Origin of the sequence: Escherichia sp. MOD1-EC6475 (genome assembly GCF_003046645.1) — a bacterium.
Classification (GTDB): Bacteria; Pseudomonadota; Gammaproteobacteria; order Enterobacterales; family Enterobacteriaceae; genus Escherichia; species Escherichia ruysiae.
This window is the reverse complement of record NZ_PZKQ01000056.1, coordinates 65,290-91,233: the sequence shown is the minus strand read 5'-3', so window position 1 is coordinate 91,233 and position 25,944 is coordinate 65,290. Positions and strand designations below refer to the sequence as shown.

The window sequence follows — 25,944 nt, the reverse complement described above, 5'->3', positions numbered from 1 at the left end:
TAAGTTGGCAGCATCACCTAAAAATGGCGCACATTATTACCCCATAACATTGGGACATGAATTCAGTGGTTTTGTTGATGCCGTGGGGAGTGGGGTAAATGATTTACAAACTGGCGATGCGGTCGCTTGTGTGCCGTTATTACCCTGTTTTAAATGTCCGGAATGTCTGAAAGGGTTTTATTCCCAGTGTGCGAAATATGATTTTATTGGATCACGACGCAACGGGGGATTGGCAGAATATATTGTGGTGAATCGAAAAAATGTCTTTGCACTACCAGAGGAAATGCCGATTCAGGATGGTGCCTTTATAGAGCCAATTACCGTCGGCCTGCACGCTTTCCATTTAGCGCAAGGCTGTGAAAATAAAAACGGCATTATTATTGGTGCCGGAACCATCGGCCTGCTGGCGATCCAGTGCGCCAGTGCGCTGGGGGCGAAGAGTGTGACGGCTATCGACATTAGCCCAGAAAAACTGGCACTGGCAAAATCCTTCGGTGCCACGCAAACATTTAACAGCAGCGAAATGAGTGCGCCACAAATGCAGGCTGTTTTACGCGAACTGCGCTTTAATCAGCTTATCCTTGAGACGGCTGGCGTACCGCAGACCGTCGAACTGGCGGTAGAGATTGCCGGACCTCATGCACAACTGGCGCTGGTGGCACGTTGCATCAGGATCTGCATTTAACGTCGGCGACGTTTGGCAAAATATTGCGTAAAGAGTTGACGGTTATCGGCAGTTGGATGAACTACTCCAGCCCGTGGCCGGGGCAGGAGTGGGAAACAGCGAGCCGCTTGCTGGCAGAGCGTAAGTTATGTCTGGAGCCATTAATCGCTCACCGTGGGAGCTTTGAAAGCTTCGCCCAGGCGGTGCGTGACATCGCTCGCAATACCATGCCGGGTAAGGTGTTACTCATTCCCTGAAACCGTGGGCCAGCGTGATGCTGGCCCGGCGTTGTGCAAAACAGATCATTCACCAATGGTCCCCCTTCGTTTACACTATGCGCAATTGAATATGGGTAAATGACGATGAATTCATTCGAGCGAAGGAATAAGATCATCCAATTAGTGAATGAACAGGGGACCGTGCTTGTTCAGGATCTGGCGGGAATATTTGCTGCCTCGGAAGCGACAATCCGTGCCGATTTGCGCTTTCTCGAACAAAAAGGCGTGGTTACGCGCTTTCATGGTGGTGCGGCGAAAATAATGTCCGGCAATAGCGAAACCGAGACACAGGAAGTAGGATTTAAAGATCGCTTTCAGCTCGCCAGTGCGCCGAAAAACAGAATTGCACAGGCAGCAGTAAAAATGATCCATGAAGGGATGACCGTTATTCTCGACAGCGGAAGTACGACAATGCTTATCGCCGAAGGATTAATGACCGCCAAAAATATCACGGTGATTACCAACAGCCTCCCTGCGGCATTTGCCCTTTCTGAAAATAAAGATATTACGCTGGTGGTTTGTGGTGGCACGGTACGCCATAAAACGCGCTCGATGCATGGTTCCATTGCCGAGCGTTCATTGCAGGATATTAATGCCGATTTAATGTTTGTTGGTGCGGACGGTATCGATGCGGTTAATGGCATTACCACCTTTAATGAAGGTTATTCGATTAGCAGTGCTATGGTCACCGCAGCAAATAAAGTGGTTGCGGTACTGGACTCAACGAAATTTAACCGTCGTGGATTTAATCAGGTACTGCCAATCGAAAAAATTGACATTATTATTACTGATGATGCCGTGTCAGAGGTGGATAAACTGGCATTGCAGAATACACGGGTGAAATTAATTACGGTGTAGTATTCATCTGTTCAGTTTGTAGGCCGGATAAGGTGTTTACACCGCATCCGGCATAACTGATTCTCCTTAATGCAAGAGAGAATAATTTGTTTAACGCAATAACGGGCAATCTGGTGGTAGCCGGCAACGCAATGCTGCCGGAAGTATTTCGATATGAAAACGTTGCCCGCTTAACGGTTCTCCATCAAGATTAAAGGTGATTTCATGAGGCGCTTGTATTTCGAACCATGCCGAAGCGCCTTCAATAATATTCGGATTTTCTTCGTCAGGTTTTAAGGTTGAAAAGAGAGCTGGAAGAATTTCATCGCCGGTGAAAATACGCAGTTGTAGCAAACCATCATTGATCAGCGCATTTGGGCACAGTTGTTGACCGCCACCGGCCTGACGCCCGTTGCCAATACCAATAACCAGCGCATCGCCTTGCCAGTGAAAATTTTCACCACGGATTTCACAGCGATCCGGTTGCAGCGTATCCATGCGCATTAAGCCGTGAATGATGTAAGAGACGCCACCCAGCGCGGCTTTTAATTTCTCTGGCGTTTCGGTGGTGATGCGTGTTCCAAATCCGCCCGTTGCCATGTTGATAAAACAGGTTTGTTTGTTGACCTGTGCCATATCAATCGCAATAGCGTTACCAGCAATTGCCAGTTTAAGTGCCTTATCCAGCGCCTCAGGAATACCCACACTGGTGGCAAAATCGTTCGCTGTACCTAGCGGCAATATTCCCAAAGCAGGAATTTCATTGCCCTCACACTGAATCAACGCCGTGGAGACTTCATTAATAGTGCCATCGCCACCGCCGGCAATCACCGTTGCCACGCCAAGCTGGCGGGCTTCCTCAACAAAACGCGCAGCATCACCTTTCTCCCAGGTAACCCGCACATGAATAGTCATTCCTTCCTCACGCAGCAGCATAATTGCTTCGCGTAATGTTTCATTGTCAGTACTTTTGCCGTTAAGAATCAGTAAGCTGGCGGGGAAATCTGCCATGATTGTATGCCTTTATGATTGGTCTGTAGATAGTGTAGAGCAGAAAAGAAAAGGCGGTGTCAGAACAGGATGAAAGTCGTGGTACGAAAAAAATAAGCCCGTGTAAGGGAGATTACACAGGCTAAGGAGGTGGTTCCTGGTACAGCTAGCATTTTATGGGTTATGTTTTTCAGCGAAACGGATGATAACCTTAATAAATGCAGCTGTATGTGATCGGTTTCTAAGAATTTTCCATCCGGGAAAAATAATCGAAATTAATCACTTACCGTGCGGGTTACGCGTGGTTTCACCGGAGAAATTACGCATCAGCAGTGCGTAATTGAGCTCGAGATCCTGCGGAACCGGGAGCCACACGGTATAACCATCGCCAGGCGCAACCGGCATCGCTTCACCTTTGGCATTTTCCATATGCTCAAGGGTAAAGTTGATGTTGCCCTGTGGCGTCATCAGTTCAAGGCTGTCGCCAACGGAGAACTTATTTTTCACCGCTACCGCCGCGAGATCGCCTTTGCGCTCACCGGTAAACTCCCCAACAAACTGCTGGCGGTCAGAAACGGAATAACCGTATTCGTAGTTCTGATAATCGTCGTGAGTATGGCGACGCAGGAAGCCTTCGGTGTAACCGCGATGCGCCAGACCTTCCAGAGTTTCCAGCAGGCTGGTATCGAACGGTTTGCCTGCAGCGGCGTCATCGATAGCTTTACGATAAACCTGCGCGGTGCGTGCGCAATAATAGAAAGATTTGGTACGGCCTTCGATTTTCAGCGAATGCACACCCATTTTAGTCAGGCGTTCAACATGGGCGATGGCACGCAGATCTTTCGAGTTCATGATGTAAGTGCCGTGTTCATCTTCAAACGCGGTCATATATTCGCCCGGACGCTGGGCTTCTTCAATCATAAACACTTTGTCAGTTGGCGCGCCGATACCCAGCGTTGGTTCGACGTTTTGTACCGGAATCGGCTCGTATTTGTGTACGATGTTGCCGACGTCATCTTCTTTGCCTTCCTGGACGTTGTACTCCCAGCGGCAGGCGTTGGTGCAGGTGCCCTGGTTCGGGTCGCGTTTGTTGATGTAGCCAGAGAGCAGGCAGCGACCGGAGTAGGCCATGCATAATGCGCCGTGAACGAAAATTTCGAGTTCCATATCCGGCACCTGATTGCGGATCTCTTCAATCTCTTCCAGCGACAGTTCGCGGGAGAGGATCACGCGAGTCAGGCCCATTTGCTGCCAGAATTTTACCGTCGCCCAGTTTACGGCGTTGGCCTGCACCGAAAGGTGGATCGGCATTTCAGGGAAGTGCTCACGCACCAGCATAATCAGCCCCGGATCGGACATAATCAGCGCATCCGGCCCCATTTCCACTACCGGTTTCAGGTCACGGATAAAGGTTTTCAGCTTAGCGTTATGCGGCGCAATGTTGACCACGACATAAAACTTTTTCCCCAGCGCATGGGCTTCATTGATGCCGAGCTGAAGATTTTCGTGGTTGAATTCGTTGTTGCGCACACGCAGGGAGTAACGCGGCTGACCCGCATAAACAGCATCTGCGCCATAAGCGAAAGCGTAACGCATATTTTTCAGCGTTCCCGCCGGGGAAAGGAGTTCCGGTTTAAACATAATTCTCTCGTTCTGATGACAGGTCAGATCCGCTCCACCTGATGAAGCGGTTAGGGGAGTGCCCCCACTTTAAGGGCGGGCATTGTAGCGCAATCGGTGGGTTTAGCTCCAGTGCAAATGTCTGGTAGCGTCCTGGTTTTGGCTAAGGATGCGAATGACGATAATTTCCCCTGGTGATTGCAGGAAATAAATAAGGTGGCGTTCAAAAGGAAGAACAAAAATGCCTTCACCTAATATGAAACTTATCCTCCCATTGTTTTAATGGCGCAGATTAATCTTAATCATCAATAAATAAGTGTTTATTGGAAATAAAGCCGGACGCGTTATCCGCGCCCGGCTTAACTATTAAGTATTGTCTTTCACCTTCTGACTTGCGCCATTGGTTTTTACAGAAGCAATTCCGACTTCGCGTGATTGAGCGGTGGCATACATCTGGCTGGAACCGATTATCTGATGATTGCCAGCTTTCAGATTGAAATAAAATTTGCCGTTGCTCGCTGTTTTTTTCTCATAGCGTTCGTCCTGCGGGCTGTTGCTTTGCACCGAGGCAATGCCCTTTTCCGCAGCGGCTTTTGAGGTATACAGTTCGCTGGTGAGAATGATCTCACCATTGCCCGCTTTTAGCACAAACCGGAACTGATTTTCACTGCTCTTATTGAGTTCAAACCAACCAGCCATAATGACTCCTTGATTGAAATTGCGTATCGAAAACAGTATGTAACGATTTAAGTATGGGTGATATTCAGTTGACTGCCAATCAGGGGAATACCCTCTAAAGGGTGGGGGAGATTACTGATAAATATGCAGGAATCTGAATGCGGATACGGTTTTATCCCTCTCCTTTCAGAGAGGGGCATGACGGGTTAATAAACAGGAAATTCAGCTCTCACCAGGGCAACGATATATTAAACGATACGACAGGCGTCAGCTTCCCAGCGGTAACCAACACCGTAAACGGCACGGATAAAGGACTGCTCTTCGTCCAGCGCCTCCAGTTTACGGCGCAGGTTTTTAATGTGGCTGTCGATGGTGCGGTCGGTTACCACGCGGTAATCGTCATAAAGATGATTGAGTAATTGCTCGCGGGAGAATACTTTTCCCGGTTCATGGGAGAGCGTTTTCAAAAGGCGAAATTCTGCAGGTGTCAGATCAAGCATTTTGCCACGCCATGAAGCCTGAAAACGACCTTCGTCGATAATCAACGGGCTTTCGGCATCCTGTTGCTGCAACTCGCGCTGCGGTTTGCAGCGGCGCAAAATGGTCTTAACGCGCGCTACCACTTCCCGTGGGCTGTACGGTTTGCAGATGTAGTCATCGGCGCCAATCTCCAGCCCCAGCAAACGGTCGATTTCTTCGATTTTTGCCGTAACCATCACGATGGGGACATCGGAAAAACGACGAATTTCCCGGCAAAGTGTCAGACCATCAGTGCCTGGTAGCATCAGATCCAACAGGATCAGAGCCGGTGGGGTCTGGCGCACGTAGGGCAGTACCTGATCGCCGTGACTGATAAGGGTCGGCGCATAGCTCGCAGCACGCAGATAATCAATGAGCAACTGCCCCAGCTTCGGTTCATCTTCCACGATCAAAATTCGTGGCGTGTTTTCGTCGATAGGTAATTCAGTCATACATCTCTCTGTAAATCCCGTTCCAGCGGTAACTCTACTGTAATGCTTACCCCACCAAAAGGCGAATGAGTGGCAACAATGCGACCATTGTGCGCTTCAACAATGTTAAGGCAAATCGCCAGTCCCAGGCCGGAACCGCCGCTGGCACGGTTCCGGGAACCTTCGGTGCGGTAAAAACGCTCAAACAATTTTTGCAGTTGTTCGTCGCTGACGCCCGGCGCACTGTCGGCAAAAGTCAGACGTACCGTTTTGTCGCGCTGTTCGGCAGAGATTTGCAGGCTGCCGCCGCTGTCTGTGTAACGTAGACTGTTTTCCAGTAAATTATTGAATAACTGCATTAAACGGTCGCGATCGCCAAAGACGGTGATGCTATCCGGCAGGGAAAATTGCAGCTTCAGGCCACGACTGGCGAATCGTTCACGAAACGCGCCGCCCGCCACTTCCAGCAGCGGGATCAGATCCACAGGCGCTTTTTGATAGGCGAGAGCACCTTCATCTGACATCGACAGTTGGTGCAGGTCATCCACCAGTTTGGTCAGTGTACCGACCTCCGCCTGTAAAGACGCCACTGTCTCGGGCGTAAATTTACGCACACCATCCTGAATGGCTTCCAGTTCCCCGCGCAGTACTGCTAAAGGCGTGCGCAGTTCGTGAGAGATATCAGCCATAAAATCGCGGCGCATCTGTTGGTTTTTCTCCAGCGTGCTGGCGAGCTGGTTAAAGTCCTGAGCCAGTTTTCCTAATTCATCTTCGCTGGTGGGCGTCACGCGAGTGGTAAAATCGCCCGCCGCAAGTTTGTGCGTGCCATCCACCAGTCGTTTCACTGGAGCCAGCAAACCGCGCGCCAGTGGGAATGTCGCCAGCGCCGCCAGTAAGGTAGATAAAGCGACAATCAGCCAACTGGTTTGCCGCTGTTGTTTATCGAAATTGATATCGGTATTGCGGGTTAACCGTTCAACGGGTGAGGCGATCACCGCGCCAACTTCAACACCATTGACCAGAATAGGGCGCCGTGTACCGTCCAGTGGAATGGGAGAGCGTGGGCCAACCAGCACTTTGTTGTTTTGATCAACCACCCAGAACTGAGTACGCCAGCCGTGTGGCGGCATACCGGGACCCGGTTTGTCTTCATTATTATCATGTTCAAATGAGCGCAGTATCTGAAATACAAAACGATCGTTATTACGCAGAAAGCGCCAGTTACCGTGCTGGGCGTACTGCTCGCCAAGTGCATCTCCGAGCATTTGCAGCCGCTGTTCATTACCATGCTTAATGTAATCGATAAAGCCGCGCTCAAAACTGATACGTACCGCCCAGTGCATCGTGATCAATAACACAATGCAGGTGGCGAAGATCGCCAGAAACAGTTTGCCGGTAATGCCGGGTCGCCAGAACTTCATTGCGCGCTCCTTTTTCTCCGCGAAATAGCCACGTTTTGATGCGTATCGTTCGGAACCCTGGCAAAGATGAACGCCGGAAGGGCGATGAGAAACGCCATGCTAAGCCAGGTGTACATAAAGACGGTTTGTGTGGTGCCGCTGTCAACGCTGACATGTTGGGAGCCAAAAAGCCCCAGCAGCAGCCCGGCGATGGTCACACCGATGCTCATCGACAATTGCATAATCATCGACAGCAGGCTGTTGCCGCTGCTGGCCAGATTGTCTGGTAGATCTTTTAGTGTCAGGGTGTTCATGGAGGAGAAACGCGTTGAGTTGACCATCCCTTGTAAAAACAGAACGAACGGCAAAACGTAGTACCAGCCAAGCAGCGCGGTGGTCATAAACAGCAGCGTGACCAACGACAGACCCAGCGTGGTGGCCACCAGTACCCGGCGATAACCAAAGCGGTTAACCACCTGCACCACAATCCGCTTCATTCCCATGCTGCCGAGCACCATCGGGATCATCATCAGTCCGGCATGGAACGGCGAGAAACCGAGGCCAATCTGCAAGAAAACCGGCGTCATAAAGGGCAACATACCGCTGCCAATACGTCCGGCAAAACTTCCCGCCAGACCCAGCGAAAAGGTGCGGGTGCGGAACAGGTTCAGACTGAAAAGGGCGCGGTTGTTATTTCTGGCGTGCAGCAGATAAAGCACCAGTGCCACTACGCCAACCGCCACCAGGCCGGCAATCGCCAGCGGCGAAAGTCCTGTGCCTTTACTGCCATCCAGCGCCAGTGTTAACACCGCCATGCCCACCGCCAGCAACAGAAAGCCGGAGAGATCGAAGCGCCGCGTCTGCATGGTGTAGTTTGGCATTAACATTAGCGTGGCGATCGCACCGATAATCCCCACCGGAATGTTGATCAAAAAGATCCAGTGCCACGACGCGTACTCCACCAGCAGACCGCCGAGCGCCGGACCGAGGAGTGGGCCGACCTGACCGGGCAGCGTGACAAAGGTCATCGCCGCCATATATTGCTCGCGCGGTACGATTTTCATCACCGTCAATCTGCCGACCGGCACCATCATCGCACCGCCAACGCCCTGTAACGCGCGTGCCAGCAACAGTTCATTCAGCGTGCCGGAAAGCGCGCAAAACAGCGAACCGAGGGTAAATAGCACGATAGCGGTAAAGAAAATATTGCGCACGCCGACTTTGTCCGCCAGCCAGCCGCTGGCGGGCAGCATCACCGCCACGGTCAGTACATAAGAGACAATGACCATGTGCATATGCAGCGGGCTTTCCCCCAGGCTTTGCGCCATTGAGGGAAGCGCGGTGTTGACGATGGTGGTATCCAGCGACTGCATAAAGAAGCCGAAAGCCACAATCCACAATTGCCAGCGGGTGCTGTCGGGAAGATCTGTCATTTACTCGGTTACCGTTTCTTTAGATTTTCGCGAAAAACGCAGCCGCAGACGGTCGAAAAAGAGATACACCACCGGCGTGGTATACAGCGTCAGGAGCTGACTCATTACCAGACCGCCGACAATAGTGATCCCCAATGGTTGACGCAGTTCCGAGCCGTCGCCGCCCGACAACACCAGCGGCAGCGCACCAAACAGTGCCGCGAGGGTAGTCATCATAATCGGGCGAAAACGCAGCAGACAGGCCTGGAAAATGGCTTCCTGTGGCGTCAGATTTCCATTCCTTTGAGCTTCGATCGCAAAATCGACCATCATGATGGCGTTTTTCTTCACAATGCCGATTAATAACATAATCCCTATCAGGGCGATTAGGCTGAACGGGGCATTGAACAGTTCCAGCGCCAGCAGCGCCCCAACGCCCGCCGAGGGCAGGGTGGAGAGAATGGTCAGCGGGTGCACGTAGCTCTCGTACAACATTCCCAGCACGATATAGACCGTGGCGATCGCCGCGATAATCAGGATCACCTGCGAGTTCATCGTCTCCTGGAACACCTGCGCCGTTCCGGCAAAACTGCCGCGCACCGTCGAAGGCACGCCAAGCTGGGTCATTGCGCGATCGATTGCCGCACTGGCGTCCGAAAGCGATTTCCCGGTCGGCAGGTTGAACGAGATGGTCGAGGCTGCGGACAGTCCCTGATGATTGACCGACAGCGGCGCGTTTGCCGGTTGCCATTTGGCAAAATACGAGAGCGGGATCGCTTTGCCTTCGTTATTAATGACGAACATTTTTTCCAGCGCGCTAATGTCCTGGGTATAGCGCGGATCCACTTCCATCACCACTTTATACTGGTTCATCGGCTGGTAAATGGTCGAGATTTGCCGCTGACCAAAGGCGTTATTTAACAGGCTGTTGGCGGCCTGCACGTCGATTCCCAGTCGTGCCATGGTGTCACGGTCGTAAACTAGGTTCATCTCTGCGCCGTTGTCCTGCTGGTCGGAATTCACGTCCGCCAGTTCCGGCAACGTTGCCAGTTTTTTGCGGATCTTCGGCTCCCATTCGCGCAGTGCCGCCAGGTCGTCGGATAACAACGTGTACTGGTAGCTGGCGTTCGACTGACGTCCGCCAACGCGAATATCCTGTACCGCCATCAGGAACAGATTCGCTCCCGGCTCTTTTGCCAGCTTCACGCGCAGACGGTCGATAATTTGCTGCGCCGTTTCGCTGCGTTCGTCGCGTGGTTTCAGCGTGATAAACATCATTCCGCTGTTAACCCGCGAACCACCGGTAAAGCCGGTGACATTATCCACTGCCGGATCGTCACGGATAATTTTCATAAAATCCTGCAACTTACCGCGCATTGCCTGAAACGAAATGCTCTGATCCGCCTGTATCCCGCCCATCAGCACACCGGTGTCCTGCTCCGGGAAGAAGGTTTTCGGGATCGAGATATACAGCCAGATATTCAGCGCAATGGTGCCAAGCAGCACCACGCCTACCAGACGGGTGTGATTGAGTACCCATTTCAGCGACTTGCCGTAGCCTTGTTGCAGCGCAACCAGCATGCGACCAAAACCGCGTAGCCGTGTTTGTTCACGCGGCTTGCTGGCTTTTAGCATCCAGCCGCACATCATCGGCGTTAATGTCAGAGAAACCAGCAACGAAATACCAATGGCGACAGAAAGCGTCACGGCAAACTCGCGTAACAGTCGGCCCGGCAATCCGCCCATCAACAGCAGCGGCAGGAACACCGCCACCAGTGACAGACTCATCGACAGCACCGTAAAGCCGACTTCGCGAGTACCTTGCAGCGCGGCCTGTAGCGGTTTCATCCCCGCTTCCAGATGACGGGCAATGTTTTCCAGCACTACGATGGCGTCATCCACCACGAAACCAGTAGCAATGGTGAGCGCCATTAACGAAAGATTATTGAGACTGAATCCGCACAGGTACATCGCCGCAAACGTACCAATCAGCGAAACCGGCACCGCAACGGCAGGAATAATGGTGGCGCGACCTGAGCGCAGGAACAAGAAGACCACCAGAATCACCAGCGCCACCGAGATGATCAGCGTTTGCTCGACTTCTTCCAGCGAGGCGCGAATGGTGGGGGAGCGATCCTGGGCAATTTGCAGATCAATCGCCGCCGGAATGGTCTCCTGCAACTCCGGTAATTTTGCCCGGATGCTGTCTACCGTCTGGATAATATTGGCTTCCGGCAGTTTGCGGATCATCAGCAAAATAGCCGGTTTGGCGTTGGTCATCCCGGCGTTGCGCACATCCTGCACCGAGTCGGTCACCGTCGCCACATCGCCCAGACGAACCGCGCCGCCGTTGTTGTAATGAATAATCAGTGGCTGATATTCAGCGGCGGTTTTTAGTTCATCGTTGGTCTGGATCTGCCAGCGGTGAGTGCTATCTTCCAGCGCCCCTTGCGGTTTACGCACGTTGGCATTGCTGATGGTGGTGCGCACATCGTCCAGCGATACGCCCTGATTAAACAGCGCCTGCGGATTCAGCCCGACGCGCACCGCAGGTAGCGAGCTGCCGCCGACATCGACATCACCGACACCGTCGATTTGCGCAATTGTCGGTGCCAGCTGCGTCGAGGCGAAATCGTACAATTCACCCTGGGAATAAGTATCGGATGTGAGCGTCAGGATCATAATTGGCGCATCCGACGGGTTCGCTTTGCGATAGGTCGGACGGCTGGGCATCCCGCTGGGCAGCAAACTTTGTGCGGCGTTGATTGCCGCCTGCACATCGCGCGCCGCGCCGTTGATATCCCGGTCAAAATCAAACTGCAAAATAATGCGCGTGCTGCCGAGCGAGCTGCTGGAGGTCATTTCACTGACCCCGGCAATACGCCCAAGCGAGCGTTCCAGCGGCGTGGCAACGGAAGAAGCCATTGTCTCTGGCGACGCCCCAGGCAGCGAGGCGCTGACCATAATCACCGGAAAATCGACCTGCGGCAGCGGGGCGACCGGCAGCATACGGAAGCCCAGTATGCCGCACAGGGTAATGGCAACCGACAGTAAAATCGTCGCCACCGGGCGGTAAATGAAGAGGGCAAAAAACTTCACTTACGCCTCCTCTTCATGACGGGCAAAGCGGCTTTTTGCCCACAATGCCAGACGGTCGAACAGCAAATAAATCACCGGCGTGGTAAACAGCGTCAGCACCTGGCTGACAACCAGACCACCGACCATGCCGATACCTAACGGACGACGCAGTTCCGCTCCGACCCCGGTACTCAACATCAGCGGCAAAGCGCCAAGCAGAGCCGCCAGGGTGGTCATCAGGATCGGACGAAAACGCAGCAGACAAGCCTGGTAAATGGCATCGCGCGGCGACATGCCTTGCTCGCGCTCGGCAGCCAGCGCGAAGTCGATCATCATGATGGCGTTTTTCTTTACGATACCGATCAGCAAAATAATGCCGATAATGGCAATCACATCCAGTTCACTACCGGCAATCAGTAACGCCAGCAATGCACCCACACCTGCCGTGGGCAGCGTCGAGAGAATGGTGATTGGATGAATAAAGCTTTCGTACAAAATGCCGAGCACGATATACATCGCCACCACCGCCGCGACAATCAGCCAGACAGTGCTGCCCAGCGCCGACTGGAAGGCGAGGGTGCTACCCTGGAACTGCGTGGTGATATCCACCGGCAGATTCAGCGTCTTCTCGGTGTCCATAATCGCCTGCACCGCATCGCCCAGCGAATAGTTATCCGGCACGTTAAAGGAGATGGTCGTTACCGGGAACTGATCCAGATGGTTGATGGAGAGCGGCGCAAAACGCTGCTCAATTTTGGCAATCGAACTGAGTGGCACCACGCCGCCATCGCTGCTGGTCAGGCGAATGGTATCCAGCGCCGCCAGCCCTGGGGTATTTTCAGTGTTGTGCTCCAGCACCACGCGATACTGGTTGGCCTGAGTATAAATAGTGGAAATCAGCCGCTGACCGAACGCGTTGTACAGGGCGTTATCGACATCCGCCATGCTGATCCCCAGACGGCTGGCGCTGTCGCGATCAACATTGACATACGCCACCAGCCCTTTGTCCTGCCAGTCGCTGGAGACATCAGAAAGCTGTGGCAGTTGCTGGAGTTTTTCCATGAGCTGCGGCACCCAGGTACTGAGCGCATCCAGTGACGTGGCCTGCAAGGTAAACTGGTACTGGGTGCGGCTGACCTGAGTATCGATGGTCAGGTCCTGCGTTGGTTGCAAGAAGAGATCGACGCCCGGCACTTTATCCACCGCCGTTTGCAGACGGGCGATGACTTTTTGCACCCGGTCATCACGTTCATCCAACGGTTTGAGGTTGATCTGCAAACGCGCACTATTCAGCGACGGGTTAGTGCCATCAACGCCAACAAATGAGGTCAAACTTTGCACCGCCGGATCCTGCAAAATCACGTCCGCAACCTGGCGTTGCCGCTGGGCCATATTGGCAAAGGAGCTGGATTGCGGTGCCTGCAGGGTGCCCTGAATAATGCCGTTGTCCTGCACCGGGAAGAAGCCTTTCGGAATGAACACCCACAGCAGCACACTAAGCAGCAGGGTGCTGAGCGCCACGCTTAAGGTCAGCCACGGATGATTCAGCACCTTCGCAAGCCCCCGACCATAGGCGGCGATTATCCCGTCGAACATTTTTTCCGAGGCGCGGGAGAAGCGGTTTTGTTTACGCAGCGACTCTTGGCTGAGCATCCGCGCGCACATCATCGGCGTCAGGGTCAGCGACACCACGGCTGAGATCAAAATTGCTACCGCCAGGGTAATGGCAAACTCGCGGAACAATCGCCCGACGATATCGCCCATAAACAGCAGTGGGATCAACACCGCAATCAGCGAGAAGGTCAGCGAGATAATGGTAAAGCCGATTTCACCCGCGCCTTTGAGCGCCGCCGCCAACGGTTTTTCGCCTTTTTCGATATAGCGGGAAATGTTTTCGATCACCACGATGGCGTCATCGACCACGAATCCGGTGGCGATAGTTAACGCCATCAGCGTCAGGTTATTGATCGAAAAATCGAGAAACACCATAACCGCAAAAGTGCCGATTAACGACAGCGGCACGGCAACACCGGGAATGATGGTCGCCGGAATATTGCGTAAAAACAGGTAGATAATCATGACTACCAGCGCGATAGCCATCATCAATTCAAACTGAGTATCATCGACGGATGCGCGAATATTGGTGGTGCGGTCAGAAAGTACCGTTACCTTCACCGATTTCGGCAGACTTTCGGTGAGCTGTGGCAGCATCTGCCGGATGCTGTCGGCGGTGGAGATAATGTTAGCACCGGGCTGGCGCTGAACATTCATCACAATGGCCTGTTCTTTGTTCGCCCACGCGCCGAGCCAGCTGTTTTCTGCACCTTGCTCAACGGTTGCGACATCACCCAGACGAATCGGCGCGCCGTTCTGGTAGGCAATAATTAGCTGGCGATACTCTTCGGCCGATTGCATCTGGTCGTTCGCCGACAGCGTGACTGCGCGTGAAGGGCCGTCGAGGCTACCTTTGGCTGAGTTAACGTTAGCGCCAGTAATGGCGGTGCGCACGGTTTCGCTGGTCAGGCCGAGGGCGGCAATCGCCTGGGCGTTAAGTTTGACGCGAACAGCCGGACGCTGACCGCCGGAAAGCGTCACCAGGCCGACGCCGGAAATCTGCGAGATTTTCTGCGCGACGCGGGTTTCCACCATATCTTCCACCTGCGTCATCGGCATGGCGGTTGAGGTGACGGCAAGCGTCATAATCGGTGGATCTGCCGGGTTTACTTTGCTGTAAACCGGTGGGTTAGGCAGGTCGCCCGGCAACAGGTTAGTGGCGGCGTTAATCGCGGCCTGCACTTCCTGCTCGGCGACATCCAGCGGTAATGTTAGCTGGAACTGCAAGGTGATAACTGACGCACCGCCGGAACTCTGCGACGACATCTGTTTCAGGCCAGACATCTGCCCAAACTGGCGTTCGAGCGGCGCGGTAACGGCAGAGGTCATGACATCCGGGCTGGCGCCGGGGTAGAGCGTGACCACCTGAATAGTCGGGTAGTCCACTTCCGGCAGCGCCGAAACGGGCAGGGCGCGATAGCCGATAATCCCGGCGAGTAAGATCGCCACCATCAGCAGCGTGGTGGCGACAGGACGCATAATAAACAGGCGCGACGGGCCGCCTGTGCTGCTCGGAGGTAACACCTGCATCAGGAACGCGCTCCTTTTTTCGCGTATTCGCGGCTGGTGGCTTTCTCTTCCGGTGCGGTGGCGCTCTGAGCTTCCACCACTTCCACTTTCGCTCCTTCGGTCAGGCGATCAATGCCGTCTGTCACTACGCGATCGCCTGCGGAAATACCCGCGCGGATCACCACTTTCTGACTGTCCTGAATGCCCGGCGTCACCAGATGTTTGCTGACCTTGTTTTCGCTATTCAGCACCCAGACAAAGTGGCCTTCGTTGCCCATTTGCAGGGCGGCGGTTGGGATCACCACGGCGTTTTGTTCGGTGTCGACTAACATGCGCGCGTTAACAAACTGGTTGGGAAACAGCGCATCATCCTGATTATTAAAGCGTGCTTTTACTTTAATGGTGCCAGTAGTGGTATCGATTTGGTTATCGAGACTTAACAGCGTACCCTCACTTAACTTCTTCGAGTTGGTGCGATCCCAGGCTTCTACCACCAGCGGTTTTCCGGCTTTTTGTGCCTGCACAACGGTGGCGATATCGCTTTCCGGCAGGGTGAAGAGCAAATCGATAGGATGCGTCTGGGTGATCACCACAATCCCGGTGGTATCACCACTGGAGATTTGGTTACCGACATCAACCTGCTTGAGACCAACGCGACCATCGACTGGCGCGGTAATACGGCTCCAGTCGAGTTGCAGCTGCGCGCTGGCGACGCTCGCTTCATCAGCCTTAATGGTGCCTTCGGTTTCACTGACCAGCGCCTGTTGGGCGTCCAGTTCCTGACGGGAAACGAGATTGGTTTTTGCCAGTTGTTGATAACGCGCCAAATCACGGCGCGCGTTGGCAAGCGTGGCTTTATCTTTTGCCAGTTGTCCTTGTGCCTGAGCCAGTGCAACTTTGAACTGGCTGGGATCAATCTCTGCCAGTAAATCACCTGCTTTGACCTGTTGGCCTTCCTGGAAATGCAACGCCATCAACTGACCGTCCACGCGGCTGCGCACCGTAACAGTATTAGCGGCGGTAATAGTGCCAAGCCCGGTGAGATAACGCGGAACGGCCTGTTCAATGGCGGTTGCCGCCTGTACTGGTGCTAAAGGGCCGGAACGCATACCACGGCGACCACCCGCTGGCGGCTGCTGTGCTTGTTTCGTCGCACCTGGGGCTGCGCTCTGGGGTTCATTGCGGCCTTGCCAGAACCAGAATGCGGCGATGGCGGCGATAACCACCACGATTACCCAACGGGATTTATAACTGTCTTTCATCGTTAAGAGTTTCTCTTCCTGAAACGTTTCGCGCAATGTTACTAGTGTAGCCAGCCAATAAGGGAGAAAAATGGAGGAATTATGAAACAGTTTCGCGAATAGTCTGAATGGTGGTGCAATTTGCGAGCGCGGATCCAGTAATGACTCAGGAAACTATTTTCTCTGCAAGTTAGCGATACACTGCGTACATGGCGAAAGGAGGTAAGCCGAAGATTTCAGCGGGACGCTGAAACGGGAAAGCCCCTCCCGAGGAAGGGGCCTTAAATAAGGAAAGGGTCATGATGAAGCTACTCATCATCGTGGTGCTCTTAGTGATTAGCTACCCAGCATACTAAGACTACCAGGGCGGGGGAAACCCCGCTCTACCCTCACTCCTGAACTTATGTTACTCCACCCTTATTGTCAATCTGAAGCCCACGTTCTTGCGAGGCGAATAGCAAACTTATCTGCGCCGCCGGGCTTAATTCTGAAAGTATCTTCGCTTGCTCTTAATTTATTATTGCTCTCGGTATGATACCGAATCTCAATAATTCTCTAAGAAAGGATTTCTTATGAGCGAACAAATCACCTTTGCCACCAGCGATTTTGCCAGTAACCCGGAACCACGTTGCCCCTGTATTTTGCTGCTGGATGTTTCTGGCTCGATGAGCGGTAGACCCATTAACGAACTTAACGCAGGATTGGTGACCTTTCGCGATGAACTGCTTGCCGATCCGCTGGCCTTAAAAAGAGTGGAACTCGGCATTGTGACTTTCGGCCCGGTGCATGTGGAACAACCATTTACCAGCGTCGCTAACTTTTTCCCGCCCATCTTGTTTGCTCAGGGCGATACGCCAATGGGCGCTGCAATTACCAAAGCCCTGAATATGGTTGAGGAGCGGAAACGTGAGTACCGTGCAAATGGTATTTCGTATTATCGCCCGTGGATTTTCTTGATCACCGATGGCGCGCCAACCGATGAGTGGCAGGCTGCTGCCAGTAAAGTGTTTCAGGGAGAAGAAGATAAGAAGTTTGCCTTCTTTACCATCGGTGTTCAGGGGGCTGATATGAATACTCTGGCACAAATTAGCGTCCGTCAGCCTTTGCCGTTGCAGGGATTACAATTCCGTGAACTGTTTAGCTGGTTATCCAGTTCGCTACGTTCGGTTTCCCGCTCCACGCCGGGAACGGAAGTTGTACTGGAAGCGCCAAAAGGCTGGACGTCAGTGTGAGCTGGCGTCTGGTCTATTCATCAGCCGTCGGAACGTCGCATATCAGCTCTGACTTACCTTGCCAGGATGCCTGCCAGATGCAGGTTGTCTGGATAAACGACCAACAACCGTTACTGGTGATGTTTCTTGCCGATGGCGCAGGTAGCGTTTCGCAGGGTGGCGAAGGCGCGACGCTCGCCGTCAATGAAGCGATGGCGTTTATGATGCAAAAAGTACAGGGGGGTGAATGTGGTCTGAATGATGTGCTTGCGACAGATATTGTGCTGGCAATTCGCCACCGTATTACTGCCCGTGCACAAGCTGAAGAACTGGCGGTTCGTGATTTTTCCTGTACTTTTTTGGGCGTTATATCATCAGCGACCGGCACATTGCTTATGCAGATTGGCGATGGTGGCGTGGTGGTGGATTTTGGTGAAGGGCTACAGCTACCACTAACGCCGATGAATGGCGAATATGCCAATATGACCTACTTCATTACTGATGAAGATGCTGTCACGCGCCTTGAGACTTACAGTTGCGATGCGCAGGTGATAAAAGTGGCTGCATTTACGGATGGTATTCAGCGGCTGGCATTAAATATGCTGGAAAATTCTCCCCATGTACCTTTTTTTGCGCCATTTTTCAATGGGCTGGAATCAGCGACGTCAGAACAACGCGATATATTGCCAGATTTGCTAAAGCAATTTTTGTCCTGCCCCGCAGTGAATGAACGCACCGATGATGATAAAACGCTGGCGCTGGCCATGTGGTTGCCGTGAAATCAACTATATATACCGCAGCTGGCGATTGCGTGACGCCAGGTCATGAATTAGGCAAAGGTGGCGAAGGCGCGGTTTATGATATCAATGAGTTTGTCGATAGCGTCGTCAAGATTTATCACACACCGCCACCCGCCTTAAAACAGGACAAACTCACCTTTATGGCCGCGACAGCCGACGCGCAGTTGTTGAATTATGTTGCCTGGCCGCAGACAACGCTTCACGGTGGACGAGACGGAAAAGTTATCGGTTTTATGATGCCAAAAGTTTCTGGTAAAGAACCGATTCATATGATCTATAGCCCGGCACATCGTCGTCAACGTTATCCTCATTGTGCGTGGGATTTTCTACTCTATGTTGCGCGCAATATAGCGGCATCTTTTGCTACGGTGCATGAGCACGGGCATGTCGTGGGTGACGTCAACCAGAACAGCTTTATGGTGGGCTGCGACAGCAAAGTGGTGCTTATCGATAGTGACTCCTTTCAGATTAACGCCAATGGCACGCTGCATTTATGCGAAGTCGGCGTGTCGCATTTTACGCCGCCAGAGTTGCAAGCCTTACCGTCATTTGTCGGCTTTGAGCGCACCGTAAATCACGATAATTTTGGCCTTGCGTTGCTGATTTTTCACGTCTTGTTTGGTGGGCGTCACCCTTATTCCGGTGTGCCGCTTATCTCTGAAGCGGGTAATGCGCTGGAGACGGATATTGCCCATTTCCGTTATGCCTATGCATCAGACAATCAGCGACGTGGCTTAAAACCGCCGCCACGATCGATTCCGCTGTCGATGTTACCGAGTGATGTTGAAGTCATGTTTCAGCAGGCGTTCACTGAAAGTGGCGTGGCGAGCGCGCGTCCGACGGCAAAAGCGTGGGTAGCGGCACTGGATTCTCTACGCCAACAGTTAAAGAAATGTACTGCTTCAGTAATGCATGTTTACCCCGGTCATTTGACCGACTGCCCGTGGTGTACGCTGGATAATCAAGGTGTTATCTATTTTATTGATCTCAGCGAAGAGGTCATTACCACAGGCGGGGATTTTGTGCTGGCAAAAGTCTGGGCGATGGTGATGGCGTCAGTGCCACCGCCAGCACTACAGTTACCATTACCCGCTCATTTCCAGGCTGCTGGCAGGCCGCTTCCTTTAGGCCTGTTACGGCGTGAATACATCATTCTGATTGAGATCGCGCTGTCAGCGTTATCGCTGCTGCTTTGCGGTCTTCAGGCGGAACCGCGTTATATCATTTTGGTTCCTGTGTTGGCGGCTATCTGGATTATTGGCAGCCTTGCAAGCAAAGCGTACAAAGCAGAAGTCCAGCGACGACGTGAGGCTTTTAATCGCGCGAAAATGGACTATGACCATTTAGTCAGCCAGATCCAGCAGGTGGGTGGGCTGGAAGGTTTTATCACCAAACGAACGATGCTTGAAAAAATGAAGGATGAGCTTTTGGGATTGCCGGAAGAAGAAAAACGCGCTCTGGCAGCACTTCACAACACCGCAAGGGAACGCCAGAAGCAGAAGTTTCTGGAGGGGTTTTTTATTGATGTTGCTTCTATTCCCGGCGTTGGTTCCGCGCGTAAAGCGGCGTTACGGTCCTTTGGTATCGAAACAGCGGCAGATGTGACCCGGCGCGGCGTTAAGCAAGTGAAAGGATTTGGCGACCATCTGACTCAGGCGGTTATCGACTGGAAAGCCAGTTGCGAACGCCGTTTTGTATTCAGGCCGAACGAAGCAGTAACGCCGGCAGACAGACAAGCGGTAATGGCGAAAATGACCGCTAAACGTCATCGGCTGGAATCTGCGTTGACAGAGGGTGCGGCAGAGTTACAGCGATTCCGCCTTCATGCTCCCGCACGAACCATGCCGTTGATGGAACCGTTACGTCAGGCGGCAGAGAAACTGGCTCAGGCTCAGGCAGATTTAAGCCGCTGCTGAGCCATTTCTTATTTAACGAAATACTACTTCAGCCCAGCGCGCCAGCCCGGCAGTAACGGAACCAAAGTCGTCGCCACCTGCAATCGGGATGCCCGGCAGCTGTTCCGCCAGTGCTTTTTTAATCAGCGGCGATCGGGCGCTACCACCGGTCAGATAGATGACGTCTGGTTTTTCCTGGGCGTTATCCAGCGCCAGTTGCACTTGTTCCAGAATCCGCGCCAGCGGCTGGTTGAGGGCACTTTCCAGTCCATGCTGGCTAATCAACGTTGCCAGTTCGTCACGGATAAACGGCAGCGACGCGCGGGTTTCCGCTGCGCTTGAAAGGGCAATTTTGCACTCTTCCGCGCTGCGCACCAGCCGATAACTTAAACGTTGCCGCCAGACTTTCTGCAACAGGGCGACTTTCTCCGGCTCGCGGGCATCGCGTACCAGATCGTTAAGCAGGCGACCGTTGGCGCTACTGTAGAAATCACTCTGCGCAGGTACGTCGTTGATGGCAACTGCATTCCACCACGGCAGGATCGGTAGGGCGATACCTTTTTCGGTTTCGCCCCCCATGCCCAGCAGCGGCATCAGGTGTTTAAATGCCAGCGCGATATCCAGATCGTTACCGCCAATACGGCAACCACTGTGACCCAACAGGCTGGCTTCACGATCGAGACGCGAACGCCACTGCGGCCCCATTAGCAGTAAGGAACAGTCAGTAGTACCACCGCCGATATCCACCACCAGCACCCGTTTTTCTTCCTGTAAGGTGGCTTCGTAATCCAGCCCTGCCGCTACCGGCTCGTACTGAAATACCACATCCTTAAACCCGGCACGCTTCGCCGCACGTTCCAGAATCCCTTGCGCCTGGGCGTTTGCTTCATCTCCGCCCAATCCCTGGAAGTTGATTGGGCGACCAATGACCGCCTGGGTAATTGTTTCTGGCAGTTGCGCCTGCGCTTGTTGGCGAATGTGCAACATCATTGCGCAGACCAGATCCTCAAATAGCGCCACCTGCTGCGGTTTTAACCCGCTGGCACCGAGGAACGATTTCGGTGATTTCACAAACCACACTTCCTCCGGATCATCAATGTACTGCGCCAGTGAGGAAAGACCGAACTGCACGCTTTTCGCCGTGACGTCGATATCTTCTTCGCGGTTATAACGAATCGCCCGACGTAACAGCGCCTGCGTTTCATCATCGTTTGCCGGAACATCATGATGGCGGTACAGCCACTCGCTTACTGCTTCACGCGTTGGTGCACAAAGCATCGAGGGCAGCAGCGTGCTGTCATTTTCCATTTTCAACATCTGCGGTTTACCGTCGCGCATCACCGCCACTGAACAGTTTGCTGTACCGTAATCAAAACCAATAAACACGAAATAATCCCCATGCCGGTGAAGAAGGGGCGTGACTTTAGCGAAATGTTGCCGTCGCGACAACCGGAATATGAAAGCAAAGCACAGCGTCTGAATAACGTTTATGCTGAAAGCGGATAAAAAAGGAGATGCGATGTATACCCTGAACTGGCAGCCGCCGTATGACTGGTCGTGGATGTTGGGATTTCTTGCCGCTCGTGCGGTGAGTGGAGTGGAAACAGTTGCGGACAATTATTATGCCCGTAGTCTGGCGGTGGGCGAACATCGCGGCGTGATAACGGTGGTTCCTGATGGCAAAAATAATACGTTGCAAGTGAACGTAAGTTCGGGATTAGAACCGGTGGCGACCGAGTGCCTGGCGAAAATGAGCCGCCTGTTTGATCTGCAATGTAATCCGCAGATTGTTAACGGTGTATTGGGCGAATTAGGCGCGGCGCGACCCGGATTGCGTTTACCAGGCTGTGTTGATGCTTTTGAGCAGGGCGTACGCGCAATTTTAGGCCAACTGGTGAGTGTAACGATGGCGGCAAAACTGACCGCCAAAGTGGCGCAGCTTTATGGCGAACGGCTGGATGATTTGCCTGAATATGTCTGCTTTCCCACACCTCAACGACTGGCAGCAGCCGACCCGATGGCACTAAAAGGGTTGGGGATGCCGTTGAAACGGGCAGAGGCGCTGATTCATTTAGCCAATGCGGCACTGGATGGCTCCTTACCGATGACAATGTCGGGCGACGTTGAGCAAGCGATGAAAACGCTACAAACATTTCCTGGAATTGGGCGCTGGACGGCGAATTATTTCGCCTTGCGTGGCTGGCAAGCGAAAGATGTTTTCCTGCCGGATGATTATTTGATTAAACAGCGATTTCCAGGAATGACGCCGGCACAAATCCGCCGTTATGCCGAACGCTGGAAACCCTGGCGTTCTTATGCGCTGTTGCATATCTGGTATACGGAAGGCTGGCACCCAGAAGAAGTATGATGCTGGTCGTCTTATCCAGCCTGGGGAATGAGCGAATTGTAAGCCTGATAAGACGCGTCAGCGTCGCATCAGGCAATACTCAGTTAATCGCGAAATAACTGCTATTAACCAGCAAATCCAGAGGTTGAGCGTCGGCAATGACATCGCCATAAATCAGATCAACACCCATGCCGGAAAGCGTATCCATCACCAGCGGCAACGCTACTGGCCCCGCGATGGTCTTCACCCCCAGTCGCTGGGCATGACCCTGAATGATCGATATCAGCATCTCATCCATCAAATTACCCTGTACGCTGGCGCATAACTCACCGTCGAGCAGTAGATAATCCGCCATATTTGCTTTCAGTGTGTTGAAGAGCTGCAGATCGCGCCCTACCTGACTGAGCACGATCCGGCAGCCTGCCAGCCGCAATTTATGCATATTTTCTGCGTGGTCGAAAATTGCTTCAGCCGGAATAATCAGATGTAATAACCGCGATGGTAGGGGGCTACTTTCCAGTTGCGCAAGCAGTTTATCCACCAGCGGGGCGCTGCTTAACCCGGCAACGGAAAGGGGGAGGGCGATGCTTAAGCCTTTACTGGCAACCGCTTTTGCTGTCTGCTGGAAAAACTCATGTAATATCCGACGATCAAGGGCGTGATTGAGCGCCGGATCGCTGAAGCTACGACGAAATGCCAGTTCATCAATAATCTCACCTTCACTACTCCAGAGCTTAAGCGAAATCAGCCACAAATTACGCGTATCCGGGATTCGCGGTGAAGCGACGCCGTGGGCGATCATCATCAGTTGATTCTCTTTGATCATCCGCCACTGTTCATCGAGTGACATCACCGCCCGTTCGCTATGTTTAGCAGTTTGCTGTGGTTCGTAAACCGTCACCCGACCGCGTCCACCATTTTTCGAAGCATAACAGGCGATATCGGCCTGCGACATCACGTCTGCCGCCTGATGATTGCTGTCATCGATCAGGGTAATCCCTGCGCTGGCACCTACCCGATGCACACGGCCTTCCCACATAAAGTGGTAGTCATTAATCGCACTGATAATGCGTGTGGCGATAAAGCGGGCACTTTCAACATTACAGTCCGGTAGCAACAGACCAAATTCATCACCGCCGAGTCGCGCCAGCACGTCGCTGGAGCGCAGCATACTCAGCATCAACGATGCCAGTTCGCGCAGTAAAGCATCGCCCGCCGCGTGCCCGGCGCTGTCATTCACCGCTTTAAAATGATCAAGATCGATAAACACCAGTGCATGTCGATGATGCGTGCTGCTTACCGTTTGCAGCAGTATTCGCAGTTGTTTTTCAAAACTGGCACGGTTAGTGAGATGCGTCAGGGCATCATGGGAGGCGCTATAACTAAGCTGGCGCAGCATTTTGCGTGACTCAGTCACATCCTGAATGACCAGTACCGAACCAATATTGCTGCCGTCCAGAGTACTTAACGGCGTAATGCTGTAATGGACGTCGTAGCTGCCACCGCTGCGGCAGTGGAGAACGACATCTTGTTCAATAGCGGAACGCGAGGTGTCGGCACTGTAAATGTTCTCCATTAACGGCCCATTGTCGCCAAATGTAATTTGCAACACCGTTAATAGTGGAACGCCCAACGCCTCTTCTTGTGTCCAGCCGCTCATCTTCTCGGCAACCGGATTCATAAAGGTAATTTTCATCGCCATATCAATACAGACCACGGCTTCGCCGATGGAATCCAGCGTAATGTGCAGGCGCTCTTTTTCCTGAAACAGCGCCTCGTTCAGCTGTTTCACTTCGGTCATATCAATATTAATACCGAGCAATCGTTCGACTTCGCCTTCTTTATTCAGCACCCGATTGGCGAGGGCGCGGATATGACGAATACCGTCTTTCACGGTGATGCGAAATTCCAGCTTAAAGGGCAAGCGAGCCTGTAATGAATCACGAATCACTTTTTCGGCGTGTTGGCGATCTTCCGGCAGCACGCAGTCATACCACACCTGCCAGTTCGGTTTGATATGTGGTGAAATTTCATATAGCTCGAACATCCGCTTATCCCAACTAAAAATATCCGGCTTCAGTTCCCACTCCCAGATGCCAATCCCACCTGCTTCGTTAGCCAGCGTTATCCGCTCCATCAGGCGTTTGTTAATCTGTTCGGTGCGTTTAAGATCGTTTATGTCTTCAATCTGCGCAATAAAGTAGAGCGGCGTGCCATCGGTGTGGCGCACCAGCGAGACGGCAAGCAGCGCCCAGACAACGTCGCCATTACGGTTGTAATAACGTTTCTCCATCGAGTAGGTATTTATTTCACCGCTAATTAGCTTCTCAACGTGTTGTAGATCTTTATTGAGATCTTCCGGCCAGGTAAGTTGCTGGAAGGTGAGGGCGCGCAACTCTTCCTGGCTGTAACCGAGAAACTGGCATAGAGCTTTGTTGGATTGCAGCCATTGCCCCTCGGTGCCCACTAATGCCATGCCGATGGCGGAATATTCCATAGCGTTACGAAAGCGGGTTTCGCTTTCTGAAATATGCTTGCGTTCAGCGCGAAAGGCGTACATCACCATGGTCATGATGTTGGCGGGCAGCAGGATCAGTAAAAATGGCAGCCACGGTACGTGACTCATCAAGTAGGTTCGCGGCGTGGCGAGTAAAGTCGGATCGGCCGCCATCATCAGCGACACCATCATCACAGTGGTGAGGAAGATCAAAAAGGCTTCCATCCGTGGCAGGCGCACGGCGCTCCACATCAGCAGCACAATAATGAAAGTAAAAGGCCACGGTAGATATAGCATCGAGAGCCAGCTTAACGTCAGCGTGATGGCTAATGTTAATAGTGTTTCAAACAACAGCCGTGGATCACGGTGACGGAGCAGGTAATGTGGCTTAAATAACAAGCCTAGCGGTACTAGCGCCAGTGCGCCGATTGATTCGGAAAGTACCCAGATTAGAAACGCTCTAAGCGGATCGTCGTCTGATACCAGCAGGAGAACCAGCACGCCCCCCAATACTGGCGGCACGATGGCGCTGCCAAATGCGAGACGTAGCCAGTCAGCCAGATTTTGCAGTGGGTTATACCACGGCAGCAATTTCCGCAGCAGCATTGCCCCTACGACGGCCTCAACAATGTTGATTGCCGTCCATGCCATATTCAGCGAACTGGTAGAAAACAGTAGCACGGATGCGGCGATATTCCCCAGCGAGCAGGCCAATGCGATTCCCGGCCACATCCGCCCGGCATGGCGGTAAAATGCCACCATCATAATGGACGTGGGGAACCAGAGTGGCGCAAGTTGCGTACCAAACTGTGAAAGCTCAAGCGAGAAAAGGGTAAAGATGAATGAGACTAAACCTAAACTGATGAGGTGAAGCAGGGGATGAGGCAGGGTAATTAAAACACGTTGTGATGGTTTACTCATTA

The 25,944-nt window shown here is 52.9% G+C and carries 17 protein-coding genes and 2 pseudogenes; 7 read left to right on the top strand and 12 right to left on the bottom strand.

The genetic code is table 11. The features are described from left to right. Both gatD and A7589_RS18545 read left to right on the top strand, forming a co-directional pair. Positions 1–921, top strand: a pseudogene (gene gatD / locus A7589_RS18550) (galactitol-1-phosphate 5-dehydrogenase); the annotation flags it as partial. Positions 922–1,026: 105 nt separating this feature from the next. Continuing rightward, positions 1,027–1,800, top strand: a complete 774-nt coding sequence (locus A7589_RS18545) for a DeoR/GlpR family DNA-binding transcription regulator (RefSeq protein ID WP_010351518.1) — start codon at positions 1,027–1,029, stop codon at positions 1,798–1,800. A 90-nt stretch (positions 1,801–1,890) separates the two neighbouring features. On the opposite strand, the gene yegS is transcribed toward A7589_RS18545, so the two are convergent. The 10 genes and pseudogenes from yegS to mdtA form a co-directional block, all read right to left on the bottom strand. Further along, a complete protein-coding gene (yegS, locus tag A7589_RS18540) occupies positions 1,891–2,790 on the bottom strand; it encodes a lipid kinase YegS (protein WP_000753104.1) in 900 nt (299 codons plus the stop codon). A 258-nt stretch (positions 2,791–3,048) separates the two neighbouring features. Beyond that, positions 3,049–4,410, bottom strand: a complete 1,362-nt coding sequence (gene trhP, locus A7589_RS18535) for a prephenate-dependent tRNA uridine(34) hydroxylase TrhP (protein WP_000476029.1) — start codon at positions 4,408–4,410, stop codon at positions 3,049–3,051. Positions 4,411–4,512: 102 nt separating this feature from the next. Then, a pseudogene (locus tag A7589_RS18530) lies at positions 4,513–4,644 on the bottom strand (type II toxin-antitoxin system RelE/ParE family toxin); the annotation flags it as partial. A 111-nt stretch (positions 4,645–4,755) separates the two neighbouring features. After that, positions 4,756–5,088 carry a YegP family protein gene (locus A7589_RS18525; protein WP_000929406.1) on the bottom strand — a complete coding sequence of 111 codons (333 nt, stop codon included), beginning with the start codon at positions 5,086–5,088 and terminating at the stop codon, positions 4,756–4,758. A 227-nt stretch (positions 5,089–5,315) separates the two neighbouring features. Next, positions 5,316–6,038, bottom strand: a complete 723-nt coding sequence (gene baeR, locus A7589_RS18520; protein ID WP_000137868.1) for an envelope stress response regulator BaeR — start codon at positions 6,036–6,038, stop codon at positions 5,316–5,318. Further along, entirely contained in the window at positions 6,035–7,438 is a 1,404-nt protein-coding gene (gene baeS / locus A7589_RS18515) for an envelope stress sensor histidine kinase BaeS (RefSeq protein ID WP_000675165.1), read from the bottom strand. The genes baeR and baeS overlap by 4 nt, the downstream gene beginning before the upstream one ends. Beyond that, positions 7,435–8,850 (bottom strand): MFS transporter, encoded by a 1,416-nt coding sequence (locus A7589_RS18510; protein ID WP_000130879.1) that lies wholly within the window; start codon positions 8,848–8,850, stop codon positions 7,435–7,437. The genes baeS and A7589_RS18510 overlap by 4 nt, the downstream gene beginning before the upstream one ends. Next, entirely contained in the window at positions 8,851–11,928 is a 3,078-nt protein-coding gene (gene mdtC / locus A7589_RS18505) for a multidrug efflux RND transporter permease subunit MdtC (protein WP_105282544.1), read from the bottom strand. Then, positions 11,929–15,051 (bottom strand): multidrug efflux RND transporter permease subunit MdtB, encoded by a 3,123-nt coding sequence (gene mdtB / locus A7589_RS18500; protein ID WP_001197826.1) that lies wholly within the window; start codon positions 15,049–15,051, stop codon positions 11,929–11,931. Further along, the gene (gene mdtA, locus A7589_RS18495; protein ID WP_000655415.1) at positions 15,051–16,292 is read right to left on the bottom strand and encodes a multidrug efflux RND transporter subunit MdtA; all 1,242 of its coding nucleotides are present in this window, start codon (positions 16,290–16,292) and stop codon (positions 15,051–15,053) included. The genes mdtB and mdtA overlap by 1 nt, the downstream gene beginning before the upstream one ends. A gap of 278 nt (positions 16,293–16,570) precedes the next feature. Between mdtA and A7589_RS18490 the strand changes: the two genes are divergently transcribed. From A7589_RS18490 to A7589_RS18475, 4 genes are all read left to right on the top strand, one after another. Beyond that, a complete protein-coding gene (locus A7589_RS18490; RefSeq protein ID WP_001386901.1) occupies positions 16,571–16,627 on the top strand; it encodes a type I toxin-antitoxin system Ibs family toxin in 57 nt (18 codons plus the stop codon). 216 nt (positions 16,628–16,843) lie between these two features. Then, the gene (locus A7589_RS18485) at positions 16,844–17,503 is read left to right on the top strand and encodes a vWA domain-containing protein (RefSeq protein WP_000003184.1); all 660 of its coding nucleotides are present in this window, start codon (positions 16,844–16,846) and stop codon (positions 17,501–17,503) included. Beyond that, on the top strand, positions 17,500–18,261 hold the full coding sequence (locus A7589_RS18480; protein WP_000119111.1) for a PP2C family serine/threonine-protein phosphatase: 762 nt from the start codon (positions 17,500–17,502) through the stop codon (positions 18,259–18,261). The genes A7589_RS18485 and A7589_RS18480 overlap by 4 nt, the downstream gene beginning before the upstream one ends. Next, positions 18,258–20,198, top strand: coding sequence for a helix-hairpin-helix domain-containing protein (locus A7589_RS18475; RefSeq protein ID WP_024257383.1), 1,941 nt, complete (start codon positions 18,258–18,260; stop codon positions 20,196–20,198). The genes A7589_RS18480 and A7589_RS18475 overlap by 4 nt, the downstream gene beginning before the upstream one ends. A gap of 12 nt (positions 20,199–20,210) precedes the next feature. On the opposite strand, the gene yegD is transcribed toward A7589_RS18475, so the two are convergent. Next, positions 20,211–21,563 (bottom strand): molecular chaperone, encoded by a 1,353-nt coding sequence (gene yegD / locus A7589_RS18470; RefSeq protein ID WP_000469765.1) that lies wholly within the window; start codon positions 21,561–21,563, stop codon positions 20,211–20,213. A gap of 133 nt (positions 21,564–21,696) precedes the next feature. On the opposite strand from yegD, the gene alkA reads away from it, so the two are divergent. After that, positions 21,697–22,545: a DNA-3-methyladenine glycosylase 2 gene (gene alkA, locus A7589_RS18460; RefSeq protein ID WP_024257382.1), complete on the top strand. Its 849-nt coding sequence runs from the start codon at positions 21,697–21,699 to the stop codon at positions 22,543–22,545. 79 nt (positions 22,546–22,624) lie between these two features. On the opposite strand, the gene A7589_RS18455 is transcribed toward alkA, so the two are convergent. Next, positions 22,625–25,942, bottom strand: a complete 3,318-nt coding sequence (locus A7589_RS18455) for a diguanylate cyclase (RefSeq protein ID WP_000042968.1) — start codon at positions 25,940–25,942, stop codon at positions 22,625–22,627. Between the last annotated feature and the right edge of the window lie 2 nt (positions 25,943–25,944).